The sequence below is a fragment of the Thiocystis violacea genome (assembly GCF_016583575.1).
Classification (GTDB): Bacteria; Pseudomonadota; Gammaproteobacteria; order Chromatiales; family Chromatiaceae; genus Thiocystis; species Thiocystis violacea.
The window spans coordinates 74,477-91,362 of record NZ_NRRG01000005.1 but is presented as its reverse complement, the minus strand read 5'-3'; the positions used below and the strand labels follow the sequence as shown (position 1 = coordinate 91,362).

Here is a 16,886-nt window from a genome sequence, read left to right as displayed (position 1 = left end):
CTAGATCTCCGCTACCAGTTTGTCGTAGAAGCCCAGGAAATCGTCGGGGGTCGGCCCTTCGCGCCACTCGATGGCGCTGCGCGGGTGCTGGTTGAGCTGACCCGTGATGTTGTAGGGAATCGACGGACCCCAATCCAGTTGCTGGCGCAGCGGCAGCAGATATTTCTGGATCACGTCGATGACCGGCCGCACCTCGAACTTGGGATTGCGCAGGAAACCCAGCAGCAACTCGGTATGACAGTTGCCCGCGCCGCGGCCAAAGCCATACATGGTGGCGTCGACGCGGTTGCAGCCCAGGATGATGGCCTCGATGGTGTTGGCGAAGGCCAGTTGCAGATTGTTGTGGGCGTGGATCCCGATCTCCTTGCCGGTGCCCTCCAGGGCCATGGTGTATTTCCTGTACAGCCGGTCGATCTGCTCGCGGTAGAGATAGCCGAAGCTGTCGACGATGACCATGGTGGTGGCCGGGGTCGGCGCAATGGCCTCCAGAACCGTGTCGATCTCTTCCTCGGTGATGTTGGAGACGGCCATCAGATTGGCCGTCGCCTCGTAGCCCAGCTCGGTGACATGGCGGATCATGTCCACCGCCTCCGACACCTGATGCGCGTAGAAGGCGACGCGGATCACCGACAGCGGACTCTCGGCCGCCGGCACGATCTGGGTCGTCCAATCGCTCTTGCCGGCGTCGGCCATGGCCGCGAGCTTGAGCCCGGTCTTGTCCGGATCGTGATCGCCCACCACCCGTCGCAGATCCGCCTCGTCGCAGTGACGCCAGGGTCCGAACTTCTCCTTGGGGAAGATCTTGGCCGAGTTCTTGTAGCCGATCTCCATGTAGTCGATGCCGGCGTCGACACAGGCTTGATAGACCGCGCGCACGAACTCGTCGCTGAATTGATGGGCGTTCACCAGCCCGCCGTCGCGCACGGTGCAGTCCAGCACCTTGAGCTCGGGACGGAAGGTGATCCAGGGGGCTTTCTCGGACATGCGTGGGTCTCCGCGAGTTCTATTGATCGATTCGTCATTTTGAGCCCAAAAGGATTGTCCGGGCAAATACCAGACTCACCCCCGCGCCAGCGCCCGGCAAGGGTTCCGTGACCGGATGGACATCCAATCGTCGCCCGGCCGCCACGAGGCCGTCATGAGGCGCGGCTAAGCTAGCGCGATTTTCGCCAACCCGCGCGGCGATGGGCCGGAGCGCCGCATCGCCAGGAGCCATCCCCTGAACACTCCAGCGACCAAGACCCAACCGACACTCGCCGACCGCATCGATCAGCGGGTGTTCAACGCCATCTATTCGCGCGCCCTGGTCTACAACACCTGTTGGGAGGATCCTGCCGTGGACCGCCTGGCGCTGGAGCTGACGCCCGAGGATACCCTGCTGGTCATCACCAGCGCGGGCTGCAACGTGCTGGACTATGCCCTGACCGGACCGCGACGGATCCACGCGGTCGACGCCAACCCGCGTCAGAACGCCCTGCTGGAACTCAAGCTCGCCGGCATACGCCGGCTCGATTTCGCGGATTTCTTCGCGGTCTTCGGGCACGGCTATCACCCGGAATTCCGCTCGCTCTATTGGGAGGTTCTGCGTCCGGAGCTATCACCCCAGGCACTGGCCTTCTGGGACCGGCGCGCCCCCTGGTTCGGCAACCCGAACGGCAGCTTCTATTTTCATGGACTCTCGGGGATCGTCGCGCGCGCCTTCCATGGCTATCTCAAGGTCCGGCCGCGTCTGGCCCAAAGTGTTCGGGATCTGTTCGAGAGCCACACGCTGGAGGACCAGCGCCACGTCTACGACACCCGGGTTCAGCCGCTGATCTGGACGCCGAGCGTCAAGTGGACGCTCTCGCGTCAGCTCACCATGAGCCTGCTCGGCGTCCCCCATCCCCAGCGCAAGGAGGTCCAGGCCCAGCACACCCAAGGCGTGGCCGGATTCGTGCGCGAGGCGATCGAGTACGTCTTCCGTCAACTGCCGATCTCGACCAACTATTTCTGGTCGGTCTATCTGCGCGGGCGCTATACCGAGGACTGCTGTCCCGAGTATCTCAAGCGCGACAATTTCGCCGCGCTCAAGGCCGGACTGGTGGATCGCATCGAGCCGCACACATCCACCGTGACCGAGTTCCTGCGCGGCACCGAGGAGCCGATCTCCAAGTTCGTCCTGCTCGACCACATGGACTGGATGAGTTCCTATCATCCCGAGGCCCTGGAGGAGGAATGGGTCGCCATCCTGGACCGGGCAACGCCCAACGCGCGCTTGATCTTCCGCAGCGCCCACGCCGCGCCGACCTATCTGGAGCGTATCGAGCTGGGAGCCAACCGCGACCGGCTGAGCGAACGTCTGGCGTTCCACCCGGAGCTGGCTCGACGGCTGAGCCTGCTCGACCGGGTCCACACCTACGCCGGCTTCCACATCGCCGACGTCCGGGCATGATCGCCAGCGACATCCGCATCCTCGCCCGTCTGCTGCTCGGCCAGCCCAGACGCGGCTCCCACGCCGAACGGCTCCAAGCCTTCTATGCCCCTCAAGCCAGGGACTACGACCGCTTCCGCGAGCGTCTCCTGCACGGACGCGAGGCGTTGCTCAGGCTCATGGACCCGCCAGCCGGGGCGCGGATCCTCGAACTGGGTGGAGGAACGGGGAGCAACCTGGCCCTGTTCGGCCAGCGGCTCGCCGAGTTCGAGCGGGTCGAACTGGTCGATCTCTGTCCAGCCCTACTGGAACAGGCGCGCCAGCGCACTCGGGGAATGGACAACGTCCATGTGATCGAGGCCGACGCCACGAGCTATCGGCCCGAGACACCGCCGGACTTCATCCTGTTTTCCTATTCGCTGACCATGATCCCGGACTGGCGCGGGGCCATCCTCAACGCCATCGAGATCCTTCGCCCAGGCGGAACGCTTGGCGTCGTCGATTTCTACGTCTCGGATGCCTCGGGCGGACCAGGAACGGTCCGCCACGACGCCTTGACCCGATTCTTCTGGCCACGCTGGTTCGGGCATGACGGCGTACACCCCAACCCCGACCATCTTCGTCTACTGCGCCAACGGCTTCCCAATCACCAGTTGCTGGAACGCCGCGCACCCGTGCCCTACCTGCCCGGAGCGCGCGCACCCTACTATCTGTTCCTGGGACGCGGAGACCGCGCCGAGTCGCCGGAGACGCGGAGCGATCCTGGATGAAAGGGGATGGCGTCCTGGCTACGTCCTGCTGGTTACGTCCTGGGCCGGCGGTAACGCCGATCCGACCACGGGCGAATTCTCCCAGGGACTCAACGACTGGTTTACACCGGCTTTCGATCCGCCTAGGCTTTTGTTGAAATCATCAACATTCCCGCGCGACAAGGCGTCCATGGCTACCGTCAATTTCAGCGTCCCGGAAGCGATCAAGCAGTCCTTCAACGAGACCTTCAAGGACCAAAACAAGAGCGCCATCATCGCCGAGCTGATGCGCGAGGCGGTGGAGCGCGCCCAGCGCCGCCAGCGGCACGTCGAGGCGATCGATCGGATTCTGGAGCGCCGTCAGCACGCACCGCGTTTAACCGAGGAAGAGCTTCGTTGTGCCCGCGAGGACGGCCGCCCCTGATGCGCTACGTGGTGGATGCCAGCGTCGCCATCAAATGGTTCTTTCAGTCGGCACCGGATGAAGCGGATGTCGATGCCGCCGTCGCCCTGCTCCGCGCCAATCGGGATGGGTTGGCTGAATTCCATCAGCCGCCACACTTCATCGCCGAGGTCGCGGCGGTGCTGGCCAGGAAGAAACCGGACGAGGCCCAGGCGGACTTGAGCGACCGGCCTGTAACCGCAGTCACCAACCGCGCCAACCATCCACGATTCAGTATCGTAGGATGGGTAGAGCGAAGCGAAACCCATCGAACCCCGTACCAAGGCATCAGAACCGCGCAATAAAAAACGCCCCCGTTTTCGCGAGGGCGTTTTCGTCAAGCTTTGGAGCAATGGTCGATGGGTTTCACGGCCAGTCGGCGTCCGTACCAAACTTCGGATTCATAGCGTGGCAGCTCTACCTATCCTATACTCGATTAATAGCTTAGTTGAGATTTTTAATTTTAAAAATAACTTTAAAAACAATATATTATATTTACGTTAAATCACCGAAAACGAATTAAACGAATATACTTGGCTAGTCGATGACCCATCCGGCGCTGATCAAGTCATCAGTGTTTTTGAAAAGAACTTCACAACCTGTTTCTTTGTCAACCACCTTTACGACCCCCTTAAGTAAATTTTCGATTTCGATATAGCCGTAACGAGAACTAATATTTTTCATATGCAACTTGAGGTCAGGTAAAACAGAATCCGTTCCATGAGCATCAATTATCTCGCGTGTTTGCTTTTTAAGGTTATCTGACCACGTTTGTTTTTGATTATCCATATCTTTTTGCCTTTATTTTTAATCTGCTTTTACCTATAAAATCAAGCGAGCAGATTGACGACTGGTTAAATTGCTTTTAAGTCTACTACAACCTCACCGATTTCTTCCCATTCTCCATTAACATTTAAATACAATAAATTTCCAAAAGGTGAGCATATATCAATACGTAGACTAGCTCCGGAAGGCAAGCAATCTGCGTTAATTTCAGCTTGGGTTTTTTTGGCCGCTTCCGCCAAGTATTTTTTAGTTATATCTTCGTCAAGAGTAATGACTAATTTTTCACTCATCGAATACTCAATTTCTCATATCTATTCGGGGTGTGATTTTGGAATTGGAGTCTATTTTTAGAAGCTGCCACCGAAGTTTTCGTTTGCTTCTTTGACTAGATTTAATATCGCTTCTTTTTGCTTTTCATCGTCGGCATTGGCAAGCAAGTCAAGCTTGATCCGATATTGGCGCCACTGATTTTCATAGTTTAATTTTTGCAACGCAACTTCATCTAAAAGCGAATCGGTTTCATCTGTTTTTGGTAGCTTTATTGTCATAATAACATGAGCTTTTCGCGGCATAAAAGTCACAAAATTACGAGCAATTCCATTTACTTCGATACCAATATAATGTTTGTTGTATTTCAAAGCTGCCCTTGGTTCGACTTTTTTTACAAGGGCTAATAATGAATCCGTTAACTGCAATGTCTTAGTGGTTCCTCGCTTGGTTTCCCAAAACGCCCTGTCAGTAGGTTCTGAAATCGGCTCATCCTCATCTACCAACCCAAGGCTCATTTCGTCTAATACCTTGACGAATGTCAAGGCATATTCGTTACCAACCTTGTATGCGGTGATCTTTATAGCAATTAACGGTATAGTGCCATTAAATAGCTGAATGACATTCAAAAATCGCGAGGTTATATTTTCAGCAATTATTACTGCGGCATGTTCATACTGTGGATACCGCTTGCGCTCAATATCCCAATACTCTATTGTTCTAATAATGTGGCTCTCATCAGTTGCGCCAAGCTGGATTTCAACCTCATATCGCTTCAAGGTTTCCGGATCTTGTAGAAGCAGGTCTAAACGCCCGGCATGCTGTTGAATGCGTTCCTTATCTTTTAAAATTAAGTCTCCTAACCCGAGTATGGGTGGGTCTTCAGCAATTTGATCTTGCACCCATTTTTCGTTGAGTGTGATGCATTGCTTGATGCTAACTGCTTCGAGTTTCATGTGACTCTTCCTTAATTCTGCGCTCAACATTCAATGTAAAATTGAGCCGAAAAAAACTGGACCGAGAGCCTGTGGCACGGCATTACAGAATAAGTTCTGCTATGCCAACAGGGTCCGGCCTTTAACCGCTTAATCCCGCTTGAAAAGTCAAGTTGTTAGGCAACTACTTTATTTCAAGAATGATGAAATTCCATTTAGGATTCTTTTTCTTTATTGCAGCAGAAACCTCTGATTCTGTTGGCGTCTTTGAGCTTACTTGAACTGAAGTAGTCGTTGTCGCATTTGGAGTGCCCCCTGTAGAGGAATATTTAATTTTTACATTTACTGATGGCATAACCAATCTCCTTCAAATTATGGCTGCAATTCATCTAGGCGTGGCAGCATTGAACATCAACGACCGAGAACCCAAGTCCGGCGAGTCTGCGCACCGCGTACAGGGTTGGTTCGTTCCCAAACTCCCGGCAAGGCTCCAGATTTTTTCTGTTGCTTATTGTCTCCAATGGGGAGGGGTAAAACCCCCGCCTTTAGGCGGAAGCTTGAGCATTTTTTGCGGCTTCAACATGAAAAAAGCTCGACGGCTTAGTTCGTGCTTTCTCGAAGCGGCGCAAACGCGACAACGTCGCGACTTCAGCGCTCGCCGAGACATGGGTGACAGCCTGTTCAAGCGACTGAGGAGGGTTCACCGCCGCCATCGTCAGGCTTCCGCTTGCCCCATCGAAGGGGAGGCCATCCCCGGATGGGGAGTCCCCTTCGCCTTGAGCCTGCTTCAGCGGGGACCGCCTCGGCTTGAGCCGAAATCGCCGGCTTTAGCCGTTACTCGATACCATCGCCTTCTAGGCGATGGTCCATTCATTTATAGTGAGGAAATGGCTTTTCCGAATGGACGCACATTTCTTTATGGCATGAGTTATCACATACGGCTTCGTTACCATCATCATCAGAATATTCAATATCATCCCATGCCCATTCATTATTCATGAAATCCATATCAAGAGAAATATGCTCGTAATCCTTTGGAACATGAACAATAATTTTGGGAGACAAATCACATTGGAAGACAATGTCAAATCTTTTGATTATCTCAATTTCCGCATCCTCTTCATCGGTGCATTCAATATCAACCATTCCGATGCCAACTTCTATTTTCTCTCCTTTTTTTAAAGACATTATTTCATTTCCGTAATTTGATAATAATGTTTGGCAAGCATCATCAAAATCTACAAGGCGACGATCCAAGATATCGCCATTGCGTATGTTGAAATACCCCACTAACTCTTCTTCAGTATTATCAAAGTCTAGAATAAAATCTAAGTCTGGAAAATTTTTCGAGAGTTGATATACAGCAAGTATCGATGGGTAACTGCTTGCTTCCCATGAAATTTTTTTATCCTCGACATCTATAGAAAACGTATTAGTCCACGGCCTTTGTGAAGAGCATGGCAAATCTAAATCAGCTTCAGTCTCTTCGAGTGCTTTCTCTAAATCCAGAAAATAATTACCAATATCTGAAATCTCGTTTATAAGATCAAAAAATTTAGATGCACTCTCGCTATCGCCTTTGACATAAAGGGTATTAAAGCAAGTCTCGCTCATTGGTATTTCCTCTTTCTCTGTTTTTTGTTTTCTGAAGTACGCAATTTAGGATGATTGATCCTGATTGACCCACGCAGGGCAGAGAGTTGTAAATTTTTCCTCGTACTCTTCGAACCGCTCTTCAAGCCAACCCTCCGGAATTTCAACGGCCAGCAGGCTATCCATCTGCGGGCCACGTTTTGATGCCGCGCGCCGCATCAGGAGTGTATACCCGAAATATGACTTATGGGAATAGTGGTTGAAGCAAAACGTGATATGCAGTAGCCGTTTATCCCCATTATCGCCTGCCGTTTCGTGTCTTGGCGACAGCATCGTGACGATACGACGCGATGCGCCTGACCGATCACGATCTTCGCCAACTCGACGAGGCGCGTCTCCATGGACTGCCCGGCACGGCTTTGCGTGAGTTGTCCAAGCGCTTGTTCGCGGACCTCAAAGAGGCGCGCGAGCGGCTCAACCGCGCGAAAAGGGGACGGATCCGCGAAAAGGGGACGCGCGAAAAGGGGACGCATTTATTTTTTGGAGAACCAGCCCATCATGAAAAGGCGGATCAATGCAACGGCGGCTGTTCGCGCTGGGCGTCAAGCTGACGGAAGTAGTGGAACTCCACGATCTCGATGTCGAACTTGCGGGCAAGATACTTGACATCACCCCGCCCACCGAATCGGGGAGAAACTGAACCTCCGCTACCTCGTCGGAAACGAGCTTACAGCAGAGGGTCCATCCGGGGCGGGTTCGGTCGTGACGCTCACGTCATGGCGCCGCAGCACGGTTAGAACATCTTCTAGCGGTAAGCGACCTTCAATGTCGCCGTGCGGGTCATCCTTGGGCGGTAAGCGCCTGGTGGACTCTCGGCTCGGGGAGGTAGGCGATGCGATCGAAGGGCAGACGTTGCATGCCGCTTCCCAACGTGGAGAGATCATGGACTGTCATCAGACTGAAATCGAATGCCTGGGGCGCTTTGAGTTGGCTCCAGACGCTCTCGGGCGCAAACTTCAACAGCCGTTCGATCGAATCGAATTGCCGCAAGTGCAAATCGACCGTGGCCGATAGCCCGCGCTCAAAGTGCCGTTGCGCCTCTTCCAATGACCAACCGCTCGCGGCATAGTCGATTTCGATCCCCTGCGCGAACCATTCGCCCGCTTGCTCGGTCACCAGCACGCGCAGGTTACCGATCTCGACCACATGGCGATCCTCGTCGTAGCCATGGACAGCTTCCGCGTCCATCGCGATTCACTCCGTTGTCTTGTGTGTCAGCCGCTTGCAGAACACAACATCTTGCACTCGGGTTTTCGTTTAAACGACTGAATTTGCTTCTTTTCAAGTGAGCACATGAGGGTTAAGAGCTGCAATCTGCCATGGGAGACCTACCCGAATCCCGAATCCTTCACCGCCAACGCTTGAGACCAACAGCCATGCCCACGATCACCCTGCGCGATGTCCCGGAACCCCTGCATCAACGCTTGCAGCAGCAGGCGAGACAGCACCATCGCTCCATTGACCGCGAGGTGATGGTGTTGTTGGAAACCCTGCTTGATGGCCCCGTGACGCCTGCCACACCGACCCGTGAGGAACGGCGCGCGGCGATGCTGCGCATTAGCCGCCGGTGCGCAACGGCACCTGAACAGGATCCGCGTAGCGCGGATGAGATCATCGGCTATGACGCCAACGGTTGGCCCGCGTGAACCCGCGACAACGCGCATGGTGATCGACACCTCGTCGCTGATCTGTCTCTTGCTGGACGAACCCGAGGCCGAACAGTACGCCCGGCGCTTGGCCGAATTCGTTCAAGGCTCCATCGCCGGAGAAAAAGCCTGTTGGGGCTCACTCCCGTTCACCCCAACCGATGATGGCCGGTACGCCTCACTTTTGGTCGCACCCGGACCCCGCGCCCCATTGAACGGTATCGGGATTAATCCTGCCCGGCGATCAGGGCCATGCGCACCAGTTCCGCGAGCGATTCGGCGCGCATCTTCTCCATCACCCGCGCGCGGTGGGCCTCGACGGTCTTGGCGCTGACTCCGAGCGCGGCGGCGATTTCCTTGTTGGATTTGCCGTCGGTGACCATGTCCATGACCTCATGCTCGCGCGGGGTCAACTCGGCGAGCCGCATGGCGATCTCGGCCTTGGTGGAACGGCTGGCCCGCGTCTTCTGATCGTATTCCAGCGCCTGGCGGATGCTGCGCAGCAGATCCTCGTCGTGGAAGGGCTTTTCGATGAAGTCCAGGGCGCCGGCCTTCATGGCCCGCACCGCCATGGCGACGTCGCCATGACCGGTGATCAGGATCACCGGCAATCGAAAGCCCTCGCGCGCCATGTAAGCCTGGAGTTCCAGCCCGGACATGCCGGGCATGCGTACATCGAGCAGGAGACAGCCGGCCCGTCCGGGGTAATAGTTGGCCAGAAAGGCGTCGGCGGAGTCGTATGTCTTGACCGACATACCCGTGGATTCGATCAGCCATTGCAGCGAGGTGCGCATGGCCTGGTCATCGTCCACGACAAAAACGGTTGCGTCAGGGGTCATCCTAGGTTTCCAGCGATTCGATGCGAGCCTGCTCGGTCTCCCTCGGGATCGCGGAGAGCGGCAGGCTCATGTGAAAGGTCGAGCCTTGTCCAAGACTGGACTCGGCCCAGATACGTCCCTCGTGATTTTCGACGATGGTCTGACTGATCGCCAGACCCATGCCCATGCCGCTGTCCTTGGTGGTCACGAAGGGATCGAAGAGTCCCTGGATGCGCTCCGGCGAGATGCCCGGTCCGCTATCCTCGACGGCGACATGCGCCCGTTCGCTGTCCATGGTGGTACGCAGGCGCAGATGGCGCCCGTCCTCCGGACGTTCCTCCAGGGCGTCGAGCGCGTTGCCGACCAGGTTGAGCAGCACCTGCTCGACCTGGACCAGATCGACGCACACCGGAATCTCGTTCGGGTCCAGGTCCAGCTCGATCTGAACCCCGATCCGGCTCGTCTCGAACTCCAGGAAGGAGCAGACCTCGCGCACCAGATGATTCAGATCCGCCGGCGCCCGGGTGGGCGGCTGCTTGCCGACCAGGGCGCGCAGCCGCTTGATGATCTCGCTGGCGCGCTTGGCCTGGGCGGTGATCTGGTTCATCGCGCCGATCAGCTCGTCGGTCTGCCCGAGCCCGCTTTGCAGGCGGCGCGTGCAGCCGTTGGCATAGTTGACGATGGCCGAGAGCGGCTGATTCAGCTCGTGCGCCATCCCGGTCGCGACCTCGCCCATGGTGCTCAGGCGGCAGACATGAACCAGCTCGGCCTGGTGCTGGCGGGACTCCTGCTCGGCCCGGCGCACCGCCGTGATGTCGCGCGCGTAGATGTTCACGTAGCCGAGGTCGCGGATCGGCGCGAACAAGAGGGAGTAAAGCTGCCCGAAGACATCGAGTTCACGCTCCAGCGGCTGGCCGATCTCCAGGGCACTCGCGACCGTCGCGCCCCACTCCTCCGGCAGGCTTTCCCCCGACTCGGCCCCCCAGGCCCGCAGCAACGGGCGGCTGGCGTTGTTGGCGTAGACGATGAGGCCGGCCGCCGTGACGCGCAGGATGGGGTTCGGACTCTCGCTGGCGAAACGGGCGAGGCTCTTGATCTCCTGTTCCGCGCGCTTGCGACTGCTGATGTTATGGATATAAAGGGTGAAGAAACGTTCGTCGACGCGATCGATGGGGGCAATGGAGATCTCCACTGGAACCTCGGATCCGTCGGCGCGCAGCGCGATCAGCTCGCCCCGTCCCAGTGGCTCGCGATGCAGATGCCGGGAGCGATCGAGCAGACGCTTGAAGGCCGCGCGGGCGACATCGGGCAGGAAGCGTTCGGTGAAGATGGAGCCGATCGCGAAGGGCCGCCCCAGGCCGAACAGCCGTTCCGCCGCCGGATTGTATTCGATGACGCGCCCGCTGTGGTCCAGGGTGACGATGGCATCCAGCGACGCCTCCATCATCGCCGCCTTGAGCGCCTCGCTCTCGCGCAGCGCGGCCTGATGCCGCTGGCTCATCTCCTCGCGGGCGGTCAGCACCAGGTGGGTGAAATGCTGGATCCAATCCTCCAGCAGCACCAGTTGATTGCCGGCGCGATGGAAGCCCGGCTCGGGGATCCCGAGCGCCCGCTGGGAGAACCGGGTCATGCGCTTGAGAACCTTGTTCAGCCGCGAGGAGACGAGATAGATGACCGCCGTGAACACGACCACGAACACCGCCGCCGCGAAGAAACGCTGGCGCCGCTCGAAGATGCGCACATGGCGCGACATCTTCTCCACGCTCGCATGGGGAACGAAGGTCGCGAACAGCAGATTGGAGTCCGACCCCTCGTACTCGGGAAGCGACTGCGAGGTGATGACATAGGTGTCGTTCCAATCGCCCAGCAGGCTGTCCGGCTCGATGGCGTCCGCGTCGAGACTGGCCAGGATCCGTTGATCGTCGCTGTCGACCAGCGCCACGGCCGCGCGTCCGACGTCGAGTCCGCGTTGCGAGGCGGCCAGAAAGGCGGCATCGACGGGGACCAGCACCACCAGATAGCCCATGTGATAGCCGCCCGCGTCCTCGGCCGCGTCGCTCGCGAGCAGATAGAGCCGCTCGCCGATCCGCCCGGTCACGGTCCGGACCTCGCGCTCGGCCAGGAATCGCGTCGGCACCTGGGTCGCGATCTCCACCGGCACCGGCTCCGCGCCGGCCTGGAAGATCTCGCGCACCTGGCCGCGCGGATCGGTCAGCAGAACGTGACTGGGGGGCGTGAGGGCATCCCGCTCGAAGAAATCGGGCAGCCAGAGCGGGCGGAAATCCTTGTAGACGACCGGGGCCGCCGCCTCGTCCTCGGCCCAGAACAGCGGCTCCAGATACTCGGAGAGCCGGCGGTAATTGGCGAGCAGGCGGGTCGTCGCCCCATAGCTGGAGACATAGCGGTCGAAGCGGATCAGACTTTCGCGCGCCCGCAGGTCGAGTTGGACCTGAAGTTCCTGGCTGAAGATTTTGTCGACCTGACGGCTCTGGATCATATCCAGGAGGCTCCAGATGGCGAAACCCGCGACCAGACCGATGACGATCGCGATCCAGGGCATGGGGATCCGTCGCAAAAGCCGGAAGATAAGTGTTTTAATAGTCATCCGAATCACAGTGGCGGCTTCGTCGCGAAGCCATATTCATTCAACACAGACTCGACATTGAAAAACATGCAACTCGACGTATCGCAAGCCAAGAAACCATCGATCCTCCGGCGGCTCGGCGCCTTCCTGTACGATCTCGTCCTGCTGGTGGCCGTTCTGATGTTCGCCAACGCCATCATCGTCATACCTTATGAGATTCTGACCGGGCATCCGATTTATGACAGCTTCCTGCCCCTGACGCTCATGCGTCTCTATCTGCTGGGCGTCATCGGAGCCTTCTATGTCTACTTCTGGACCCACGGCGGACAGACGCTCGGGATGCGGGCCTGGCGCCTGCGGGTGGTCGGAAACGACGGTGGATCGGTCGGCCTCGGCACCGCGATCAAGCGTTTCGTCTGGTCGATCGTGAGCCTGGTTCCGGCCGGCCTCGGTCTCTGGTGGAGCCTCTTCAACCGCGAGGGGCTCGCCTGGCACGACCGGAAATCCAATACCCGCCTGGTGATGCTGGCGAAGAACGCCTAGGGAACGGTGCAAGAACAAAGGATACGGATTGGCTCGGCCTTCTCCCCTCTCCCCAACCCCTCTCCCCGCTGGGGAGAGGGGCTAGAGGACGGACTGTTCCGTTGTTTTGAAGCGTTACCAGGCCACCTTTAGGCGCGCGATCGCAAGGGGTCCAGCGGTGGACCACTGGCGTCGATCGCGGTCCCCAGTCGCCCGCCTCGGCCCCTATCCCAGGCGTCTCAGCAGGAGCAGGGCGGCGCCGATGAACAGGGCCGGCGGCGCGACGGCCGCGAGGAACGGACTCATGCCAAAGAGTAGCGCCAGATAGGCGAAGGTCCGGCTGACCATGTAATAGAGGATCCCGACCAGTACGCCGACCAGCATCCTCCGCCCCATCCCGGTGCTGCGCGAGGATCCCAGCAGCAGGGGAATCGCGATCAGGATCATCGACAGGGTCAGCACCGGATGGAGCACCTTGCCCCAGAAGGCGACCTCGTAGGGCCCCGCGTCCTGCTTGTTGATCGACATGAAGCGGATGTATTTGTACAGCCCCCACACCGGGAGTGCATGCGGATCCGCGACCACGATCCTGAGCAGGCCAGGGTCGAGCATCGACCCCCACTCCGCCTGCTCGATCTGTTCGACCTTGACGCCAGTGGCGTCCACCCGGCTGCGGGCGATCCCCTCCAGCACCCAGCGTCCGTCACGGTAGCGCGCGCCCTCGGCATGACTGGCCACCAGCGAGCCGTTGGCGGTGTCGAGCCGATACATGGAAATATCGCGGAGACTGGTCCCGGATCGGATCTCGCGGATATTCACATAGGAACCGTCGTCGATCGCCCAGAATCCGTAGGGCGTGCGTTGCGCGACCTCGCCCGAGAGCGCTTGGCGCCTCAATTCGACGGCGCGCTGTTCCGCGATTGGAGCGACCAGCTCGCCCAGGATGACCGCGAGCAGGGCGAGCAGCAGTCCGCCGATCAGACCCGCGCGCACGATCTGGGCGACCGAGAGACCCGCGGCGCGCATGGCCACCAGCTCCGAGCGGCTGGCCAGCGCGCCGAGACCGATCAGTGCCCCGATCAGGGTCGCGATGGGAAAGATCTGATAGAGATAGCGCGGCAGGCTCAGCAGCATGAACAGCAGGGCCTCGGCCAACCCATAACGCTCGACGCCGATGGCGTCGATCTCGTCGGACAGGATGAAGACGCCCATCAGCGGCAGCAGCCCACCCAGCGTCAGCAGGGTGCCGCTCATCACCGCCCAGGCGAGATAACGATCGAGGATTCTCACTACGACCAGGGACTGTCCTTGGGTAGACTTCGAAGGATTCATCCTAACATTGGATGGAGCCAGCCAGAGCGCGCTGGTTTCGACTCTTTAGACCGATCGCCAGGAGCCCCCGATGGAATTCAAGATCAAGACCGGTGACCTCGCCGCCCACAAGACCCCCTGTCTGGTGCTCGGAATCTTTGAAAAACGCAAGCTCACCGGACCGGCCGAGGCCATGGACAAGGTCACCGGCGGACGCTTGACGGAACGGCTCAAGATGGGCGACCTGGAGGGCGACGCGGGTCGGACCCTGATGCTCTACGACCTCCCCGGACTGGCCGCCGAGCGGGTTCTGCTCGTCGGATGCGGCAAGAAGAAGGAGTTCACGCGCGCCAACTATCGCAAGGCGCTCGCCGCCATCGCCGTCGTGCTCCAGCAGAGCGGTGCCGGGGAGGCCACGCTCGCGCTACCCGAATCGCGCCCGGAGGGAATGGATGTCTACGCCGGTGTGCGCGACGCGGTCGTCACCATCGATGACAAGCTCTATCGCTACAGTGCGACCAAGGAGGACAAGCAGGCACCCAAGACACCGCTCAAGCGTCTCACCCTCTGGGTCGACACGAAGCCGGAGACCGCGCCCGCCGAACGGGCCGTCCGCCACGGCCGCGCCATGGCCGATGGCATCCGACTGGCCAAGGAGCTGGGCAACCTGCCGGGCAATGTCTGCACGCCGAGCTATCTGGCCGATCAGGCGCGCCGGCTCGGGGAAACTTACAAGGCCCTCAAGGTCGAGGTGCTGGAAGAGGATCGGATGGCGGAGCTTGGCATGGGCGCCCTGCTCTCGGTCTCGCATGGCAGCCGCCAACCCGCCAAGCTGATAGTCATGCACTACCGGGGCACCAAGTCCGACACCAAGCCGCTGGTCCTGGTCGGCAAGGGGCTCACCTTCGACGCCGGCGGCATCTCGCTCAAGCCCGCCGCCGAGATGGACGAGATGAAGTACGACATGTGCGGCGGCGCGAGCGTCCTGGGCACCATGCGCGCGGCCTGCGAGCTGGGGCTGCCCATTCACCTGATCGGTATCGTGCCCGCCTCGGAAAACCTGCCCGACGGAGCGGCCAACAAGCCGGGCGACATCGTCACCAGTCTGTCCGGCCAGACCATCGAAATCCTCAACACGGACGCCGAGGGCCGTCTCATCCTCTGCGATGCCCTGACCTACTGCGAGCGTTTCGAGCCCGCCGCGGTGATCGACCTGGCCACCCTCACGGGCGCCTGCGTGGTGGCGCTCGGCAAGCATCCCGCCGGACTCTTCAGCGCCGACGACGGGCTCGCCGAGGAGATCCTCAAGGCCGGCGAGGCCGCCGGCGACCGCGCCTGGCGCCTGCCCCTATGGGACGACTATCAGTCCCAGCTCGACAGCAACTTCGCGGACATGGCCAACGTCGGCGGACGCGAGGGCGGTGCCATCACCGCCGCCTGCTTCCTGTCGCGCTTCACCAAGAAGTACCGCTGGGCGCATCTGGACATCGCCGGCATCGCCTGGCTCGGCGGTAAGGAGAAGGGCGGCACCGGTCGTCCGGTCGCGCTACTCACTCAGTGGTTGCTCGATCGCAGCGGAGCGACCGAATAGCGACGTGGTCGTGGCGTGACCGAAGCGGTCACGCCGCCCCATCGTCGCGGGCCGATGGCCAGAACAGCGCCTTGTAACGCCGCCAATGCGCGGACTCGTCGAACGCGGCGAAGGACTCGGCGAAGCGATCCCGCGCCGCCTGCCGACGGGCCAGCAGATCCGCGATCAGCGCCCCCATCGCGAGCAGGGTTCCGACACTCGCCTTGGATTCGGCGCCCATGCGTTCGGCGATTTCCTCAAGATGCGCCGCCTGGACGGCCAGATCCTGATAAGCGCCCAACTGATCCAGCAATCGCTTGAGCGGCTTGAGAATCGCTCGGATCTCCTCTTGCGGATGGAGACTCCCGAAGAACTCGATCAGATAGCGCAGCTTCTTGCAACTCTTGCGAAGCTCGTGCAACTGGGTCGGGGGTGAGTCGCGGTCGATCGCCCTCCCTTCGCGCCGCACCCGTTTAACCAGACGACGGATGCGCTCGTCGGCCACGGCCTTGATGGGGCGCCCGGCGTTCGCCGCAACCGGGTCGGTGGAGGCCGGTGCCGTCAAGAAGGCCCGCCAATCGCGCATGAGCGATTGAAACTCGGATGAGTCCAGCGTCTCGGCCAGAACCAGCCGCTCCCGCTCCTGGCTGGAGATCAGAAAGTCACGCAACGGCTCCAACCGGGGTCGGAGCGAGTCGGGCAGGCTCTCTCGATACCCGTCGAACGCCAGCAGATAGACGTCGAGATCGCGCATCGGCCCCGTGACCCGCTGGAGCCAGGTGAAGCGCTCCTGGTACGCGAGCACCCGCTCGGCGGGCCATAGGTCCTTGATCTGACCCAGCGCCGAACGGGTGCGACGGGTCGCGACCCGCAGATCGTGCAGGCATTCGCTATCCCTGCCCGAACGGGCGCCCGCGACATTGGCCTCCAGTACCTCGACCAGCCCGAGCAGAATCCGCTTGATCACGGACTCGGCGCGATCGTTTGGATCCAATGGATCATCCAGCGATCTGGACATGGCGCTTGATCTCCCCAGCCATCGACCTGTCCGAAATCGGATACCGCATCGCGAATCACCCACTCGTTCTCAGGGAAAGCCAGCCTAACACCCTCCCGGATCATCGGATCATGAACCTTTGATGACGATGTGGAGCGGGCCCGGCCAAGCCTCCTCGGGACCACCCGCTTGAGGA

The 16,886-nt window shown here is 59.4% G+C and carries 20 protein-coding genes; 8 read left to right on the top strand and 12 right to left on the bottom strand.

Features of this window, described 5'->3' with window-relative positions; all coding sequences use genetic code 11:
* On the bottom strand, positions 1-984 hold the full coding sequence (locus CKO27_RS04445) for an aldolase catalytic domain-containing protein (RefSeq protein ID WP_200373675.1): 984 nt from the start codon (positions 982-984) through the stop codon (positions 1-3).
* Positions 985-1,276: 292 nt separating this feature from the next.
* Here CKO27_RS04445 and CKO27_RS04440 point away from each other — a divergent pair, with 292 nt between their 5' ends.
* The 4 genes from CKO27_RS04440 to CKO27_RS04425 all read left to right on the top strand — a co-directional run bounded on the left by CKO27_RS04440 (position 1,277) and on the right by CKO27_RS04425 (position 3,906).
* Entirely contained in the window at positions 1,277-2,431 is a 1,155-nt protein-coding gene (locus CKO27_RS04440) for a BtaA family protein (RefSeq protein ID WP_338115879.1), read from the top strand.
* On the top strand, positions 2,428-3,180 hold the full coding sequence (locus CKO27_RS04435; protein WP_200373674.1) for a class I SAM-dependent methyltransferase: 753 nt from the start codon (positions 2,428-2,430) through the stop codon (positions 3,178-3,180). The genes CKO27_RS04440 and CKO27_RS04435 overlap by 4 nt, the downstream gene beginning before the upstream one ends.
* A gap of 169 nt (positions 3,181-3,349) precedes the next feature.
* A complete protein-coding gene (locus CKO27_RS04430) occupies positions 3,350-3,583 on the top strand; it encodes a hypothetical protein (protein ID WP_200373673.1) in 234 nt (77 codons plus the stop codon).
* Positions 3,583-3,906 (top strand): PIN domain-containing protein, encoded by a 324-nt coding sequence (locus CKO27_RS04425; protein ID WP_200373672.1) that lies wholly within the window; start codon positions 3,583-3,585, stop codon positions 3,904-3,906. The genes CKO27_RS04430 and CKO27_RS04425 overlap by 1 nt, the downstream gene beginning before the upstream one ends.
* Before the next feature lie 232 nt (positions 3,907-4,138).
* Here the strand turns inward: CKO27_RS04425 and CKO27_RS04420 are convergent, their stop codons facing one another.
* From CKO27_RS04420 to CKO27_RS04395, 6 genes are all read right to left on the bottom strand, one after another.
* Positions 4,139-4,390, bottom strand: a complete 252-nt coding sequence (locus CKO27_RS04420) for a hypothetical protein (RefSeq protein ID WP_200373671.1) — start codon at positions 4,388-4,390, stop codon at positions 4,139-4,141.
* A gap of 65 nt (positions 4,391-4,455) precedes the next feature.
* Positions 4,456-4,677, bottom strand: a complete 222-nt coding sequence (locus CKO27_RS04415; RefSeq protein ID WP_200373670.1) for a hypothetical protein — start codon at positions 4,675-4,677, stop codon at positions 4,456-4,458.
* A 57-nt stretch (positions 4,678-4,734) separates the two neighbouring features.
* Entirely contained in the window at positions 4,735-5,610 is an 876-nt protein-coding gene (locus CKO27_RS04410; protein WP_200373669.1) for a hypothetical protein, read from the bottom strand.
* 163 nt (positions 5,611-5,773) lie between these two features.
* Positions 5,774-5,944 (bottom strand): hypothetical protein, encoded by a 171-nt coding sequence (locus CKO27_RS04405; protein WP_200373668.1) that lies wholly within the window; start codon positions 5,942-5,944, stop codon positions 5,774-5,776.
* A gap of 190 nt (positions 5,945-6,134) precedes the next feature.
* Positions 6,135-6,302, bottom strand: a complete 168-nt coding sequence (locus CKO27_RS04400) for a hypothetical protein (RefSeq protein ID WP_200373667.1) — start codon at positions 6,300-6,302, stop codon at positions 6,135-6,137.
* 157 nt (positions 6,303-6,459) lie between these two features.
* Complete coding sequence (locus CKO27_RS04395) at positions 6,460-7,203, bottom strand: hypothetical protein (RefSeq protein ID WP_200373666.1); 744 nt, start codon at positions 7,201-7,203, stop codon at positions 6,460-6,462.
* 329 nt (positions 7,204-7,532) lie between these two features.
* On the opposite strand from CKO27_RS04395, the gene CKO27_RS04390 reads away from it, so the two are divergent.
* On the top strand, positions 7,533-7,793 hold the full coding sequence (locus CKO27_RS04390) for a hypothetical protein (protein WP_200373665.1): 261 nt from the start codon (positions 7,533-7,535) through the stop codon (positions 7,791-7,793).
* Between the two features lie 229 nt (positions 7,794-8,022).
* Here CKO27_RS04390 and CKO27_RS04385 read toward each other — a convergent pair whose 3' ends face one another.
* The gene (locus tag CKO27_RS04385; protein ID WP_200373664.1) at positions 8,023-8,430 is read right to left on the bottom strand and encodes a hypothetical protein; all 408 of its coding nucleotides are present in this window, start codon (positions 8,428-8,430) and stop codon (positions 8,023-8,025) included.
* Positions 8,431-8,618: 188 nt separating this feature from the next.
* Here CKO27_RS04385 and CKO27_RS04380 point away from each other — a divergent pair, with 188 nt between their 5' ends.
* Positions 8,619-8,888 carry a FitA-like ribbon-helix-helix domain-containing protein gene (locus CKO27_RS04380; protein WP_200373663.1) on the top strand — a complete coding sequence of 90 codons (270 nt, stop codon included), beginning with the start codon at positions 8,619-8,621 and terminating at the stop codon, positions 8,886-8,888.
* A gap of 227 nt (positions 8,889-9,115) precedes the next feature.
* On the opposite strand, the gene CKO27_RS04375 is transcribed toward CKO27_RS04380, so the two are convergent.
* Positions 9,116-9,727: a response regulator transcription factor gene (locus tag CKO27_RS04375; protein ID WP_200373662.1), complete on the bottom strand. Its 612-nt coding sequence runs from the start codon at positions 9,725-9,727 to the stop codon at positions 9,116-9,118.
* Position 9,728: 1 nt separating this feature from the next.
* Positions 9,729-12,266: a PAS domain-containing sensor histidine kinase gene (locus CKO27_RS04370; RefSeq protein ID WP_200373661.1), complete on the bottom strand. Its 2,538-nt coding sequence runs from the start codon at positions 12,264-12,266 to the stop codon at positions 9,729-9,731.
* Between the two features lie 111 nt (positions 12,267-12,377).
* Here CKO27_RS04370 and CKO27_RS04365 point away from each other — a divergent pair, with 111 nt between their 5' ends.
* Positions 12,378-12,833, top strand: a complete 456-nt coding sequence (locus CKO27_RS04365) for an RDD family protein (protein ID WP_200373660.1) — start codon at positions 12,378-12,380, stop codon at positions 12,831-12,833.
* A 204-nt stretch (positions 12,834-13,037) separates the two neighbouring features.
* Here CKO27_RS04365 and lptG read toward each other — a convergent pair whose 3' ends face one another.
* A complete protein-coding gene (gene lptG / locus CKO27_RS04360; RefSeq protein WP_200373659.1) occupies positions 13,038-14,102 on the bottom strand; it encodes an LPS export ABC transporter permease LptG in 1,065 nt (354 codons plus the stop codon).
* Positions 14,103-14,214: 112 nt separating this feature from the next.
* Between lptG and CKO27_RS04355 the strand changes: the two genes are divergently transcribed.
* Positions 14,215-15,714: a leucyl aminopeptidase gene (locus CKO27_RS04355; RefSeq protein ID WP_200373658.1), complete on the top strand. Its 1,500-nt coding sequence runs from the start codon at positions 14,215-14,217 to the stop codon at positions 15,712-15,714.
* Positions 15,715-15,742: 28 nt separating this feature from the next.
* Here CKO27_RS04355 and CKO27_RS04350 read toward each other — a convergent pair whose 3' ends face one another.
* Positions 15,743-16,711: a CHAD domain-containing protein gene (locus CKO27_RS04350; protein ID WP_200373657.1), complete on the bottom strand. Its 969-nt coding sequence runs from the start codon at positions 16,709-16,711 to the stop codon at positions 15,743-15,745.
* Positions 16,712-16,886: the final 175 nt, after the last annotated feature.